This is a genomic window from Mycobacterium sp. 852014-52450_SCH5900713, from assembly GCF_001667075.1.
Taxonomy (GTDB): domain Bacteria; phylum Actinomycetota; class Actinomycetes; order Mycobacteriales; family Mycobacteriaceae; genus Mycobacterium.
The window spans coordinates 1-4,148 of record NZ_LZIL01000012.1; the positions used below are offsets into that span (position 1 = coordinate 1).

Annotated in this window: 1 protein-coding gene; it reads right to left on the bottom strand. The window is 33.9% G+C overall.

What is annotated here, in order from left to right; all coding sequences use genetic code 11:
• Nucleotides 1-2,138: 2,138 nt before the first annotated feature.
• Nucleotides 2,139-2,789 (bottom strand): TIGR00730 family Rossman fold protein, encoded by a 651-nt coding sequence (locus A5773_RS25390; protein WP_082948098.1) that lies wholly within the window; start codon nucleotides 2,787-2,789, stop codon nucleotides 2,139-2,141.
• Between the last annotated feature and the right edge of the window lie 1,359 nt (nucleotides 2,790-4,148).

Sequence of the window (4,148 nt, forward strand, 5' to 3'; positions counted from 1 at the left end):
TGAGTTCATATGAGGTAGATATGGTCTGATTAGTATGCAGTGGTCGGAAATTGGTTAATCAGTGAAGAATATGTTAGGATAGCTTCTGTGTTTTAATTTCTGGGAATTTTCTGTAGGGAATTAAAATAAATGGTTAACATAAGAATTATAGATATATGTGTTATGGATTTTTAGCCACTGGAATCACTTAATTTGGAATTCGTATGAGGGAGTTATGGACAGATTAGTAGGTAGAGGTCAGAACCTACCCGAGAAGAAATAATCTGTACTTTTAGGGAGTCATATCACCTTGAGTTCTTAATATTTGGCTAATATGTTCAACATAATAGTTTTAGATAATTGTTTTATCTTTAAATTGACACCAAGATCACCTACATCGGAGTTAAATTGAGGGAGTTATGCTCTGATTAGTAAGAGAAGGTCAGATAGGATGAAAACTTGCATCAAGAAAATAAAGAAATAAAATTAATATTTAAAAAAGAAGAAGAATCTTATAAATAACTTGTATATACCATAGCCATTGTCGTTGTATGAACTTCTTACCATCCTAAGTGTGAAATTTTGACATGAAAATATTTTATAAAGTGATATTTGAAATGGTTATGTTCATGGCATGATTACCAATGACTTTTGGTAATAATTATATTTTGATGAACATACTTGTTATTAAAAGCATATTTTTGGCTATTATTGTGAAAAGAAAAGAAATGAGCACGGTCACATGGCAAATCCGTGTGGTGCACCAGTAGGGGACGCCCTACCAACGGTTATGATCATGTTAATAAGAAAAGAAAGAGAAAGTGGGCCATGTCGGACGGAGCGAGAAAAGCCCGTACCGGAGAGTAGAAAATACTCACCCTGACCGGGGTAGCTTGATATGAGAATAATTTGATAGTCATCATATGTCATTCTGAAAATAGTTAATCTTATCATACATGTCATTATTATACGATTTTCATGTGCATAAATATAGTGCATTCATGTGACCAAAGATATTTACTGTAGTTTATACAGCTGAACATGACGTGATGAGCTATATTGATGATGATTTATTGTTGAACTTACTGGGATTTAATTCTCACTATATTTCCATATCATGTTCAGAAGAATAATCATGCAGATTTTCTCTATGGCACTGGTTTTTAGCATATGTTGGATCGAGTTACTCTATTTTGAGCTGATCTCAGTAATATATATGGTGTCTATGGTCGAGTTGACTAAAATCCCGGTGAAGGTGCAACCACCCGCACCCGTATCTCCGGAACTGGTCAACAGGGATGAATAAGATGTAATTATATATGTGTTAGACTTTTGTATGGATGTTATTGATTAATGATATGTATGTAAACTCTGTATTGTATAAATTAAATAAATGTTATTTTGAGTTAAGTTGTAAAGAGGTAATAACTTCATGGTATATATAAAAAAAAAAATTGTTACTTAAATGGAGTTGTTACATAATTGGTATCAGAGCAGGTCGATCCTAGATGGCCAGTGGGTGGATGGTTATCTGATCGATCTTATAGTGTCTTGAGTATGTTTGTGGTTGTGCTGTGTAGGGATTAGTGAATTCATATAGGTAAGAAATTACTAGTGTTTCTTATCTACATGCCGAGGTGGTGTTATGACTGCTGTTAAATATTTTTGAACTAACTATTGGGCTTGATCACCTCAATAGCAGCATAATTTTGTTTTTGCCACAGTAGGAAATGGCACCACCAAGGAAGAATCCGGCAAACAATGCGGAGGAAACCTTGCACAACCTGGCCACGGCAATTTGAGACCAACTCATAACCACTAATGCCTTAGGTATTTGTGCTCAATGTTTTTCAAAAATTGATTTGAGGTATGAGTAATATTAATTGAGGATAAGAGAAGAGAAGATACGAAAATTTTCTGTTAGCACTCATTACGGGCATTATGAGTCCTTGGTTATGTTATTTAGAATAGTAATTAGGTCATCCTTGGATCAACTTATTTATTGATAATATACTAAAATATTTCAAAAGTTTAGAGGATCATAAACAACATTCAAAGATAGTTTTACCAACTCTAAAGGAGTATGGTTGGTAAATATGGTATCCAAATAGACTCTAAGAATGTAAAAGTAGTACAATAATAGCTACGTTTTACTACATCTAAAGATGAAGATCCAAATCCAATTTGCGCTTCCTGCGGTTGTCTGCCATCCATTCTATTTGAGTCATAGTTGGATCAGGTACATGAACATATGCTTGTAAAGCATCAATTAACTCATCGGCATTTGAAGCTGAGATGAGAATTCGTCGTGCTGAGTGTGAGATGAACTTTTGTTCCACAGCATGATCAAGAAAAGACAACAGACCATCAAAGAAGTGATTAACATTTAACAAACCTATCGGTTTGTGATGCATATTCAGTTGTGCCCAAGAAATTATTTGAAAAATCTCTTCTAAGGTACCAAAACCCCCTGGTAAGGCAATGAAAGCATCAGCATTGCTCATCATTCTAGCCATGCGCTCATGCATGGAAGCTACCCTAAACTCTTCCCCAATTGTTTTTCCTACGATGTTAGATGTAGCTAGAGCTGTAGGAATAATACCTAGAACTTGGCATCCTCCTACATGGGCAGCTGTAGACACACACCCCATTAATCCACGGTTACCTCCACCATAGACTAAATGAATTTTTCTCCTGGCCAGTACCATACCCAGGTTTTGTGCAGCTTTTACATACTCTCCATCTTTCCCAGGACTAGAACCACAAAAGACACAAATGTTTCGAAACTGACGGAATGCGATTCCCTCCATAGATGAATACACTTTAACCTTGATGAAAAATAAAGATATGAACATGTGTATTTATAGAATTCAGAAAGGACAAACATAAGATAGTTATGTGAATAGACAGGCATAATTAGAACAACTATGTGAGTGATTGATGGATATCAGCTAAATTGAAGGTGAAATTTTCAAAAATGACGGCAAGCGTGTATATGTATAGTAGTTGTAATAATCGCTCATGTTAAGCATATAAAGAGGATAAGGTTAAGATATCACCATTTTCTTGTTGTCCTTGATGAAGGATTGATGTCTTGATTCTTGTAAGAAAGTTGTAGAAGATAAGCGTCATGGTAGAAAAAAAAATGAAATGAAGATGCAAACCAAATGATTATTGAAGAGCAACAATCAAATGATTTATCTTGTTTTTCTCAATGTTCTTGCTAGTCGACTATTGGTATTAATAAGTCGACTAACTCTTTTGAGAAATTTTAATTTGGACTGGTTATTTTACAGTTGATTGATTACATCTATTTTGAAGCAATCAACTGCATCCTACCAGTTCACTACATATTCTTTGATTTTCACAGACTTTTATAAGCTCAGAAATGTTTTCTTTTTCTTTTTCTTTTTCATGTGTTATCTTTCCACCGAATACAACAGATTTAAAGTAGATTTTGGCACGTATATTCAAACTTTGCGGCCACCGATTTTTGTCGAAATAGCTGTTAGATTTGTTTATAGATTTTCAAGGATTGCGGCCATCGATTCTTGTCGAATATAACAGCTAGATTTTGTTTACAGATTTTCAAAAATTACGGCCACCGATTTTAATTTTCTTTAATACTTTGTCTAAATTTTTGACTTTCTATTTTGGCACCGTTCTCTATTATGCTTTTCGTCTGTTTTACTTATTCTCCCTCCTTAATAGTTGGCATTAAATGCAAGGTTCTTTTCCTTCATTATAAGGCAAGTTAATTTTATGATGTCCAATTGGTTAGTAGGAAAGATTTTGAAAGGAATGGACGGATGATGACCTTATGGTATTTTGACGAACGTAATCAAGAGAATTAGTGGTGTTGAAGTTCTTGAGGAATGAAGTATGAGAAGTAGGATTTAAATTAAACTTTGAACTCTTAAGTTAGAAATATGGAGAATACTATGAGAATCATGTCCGAAAATAATGTAAGTGATTAAGATATTTGTGTTAAAGGTTTATATTATGCTAAATTGAGTCTAGTATTTAGGATGTGAATTATGTTGAAATTGAGAATTCATGTATGAGTAATTGTTAGGAAAAATCTTCTTGAAATGATTGGGTGAATTAAACGGAATTGATATAAGTTAGAATGAGGTGCTTCTAGATATGAGAGAGGAAATGTTTGATAT

Bases quoted from the DNA above. Each gene is read 5' to 3' on its own strand.
- A5773_RS25390 (WP_082948098.1), bottom strand. From the start codon at position 2,789: ATGGAGGGAATCGCATTCCGTCAGTTTCGAAACATTTGTGTCTTTTGT.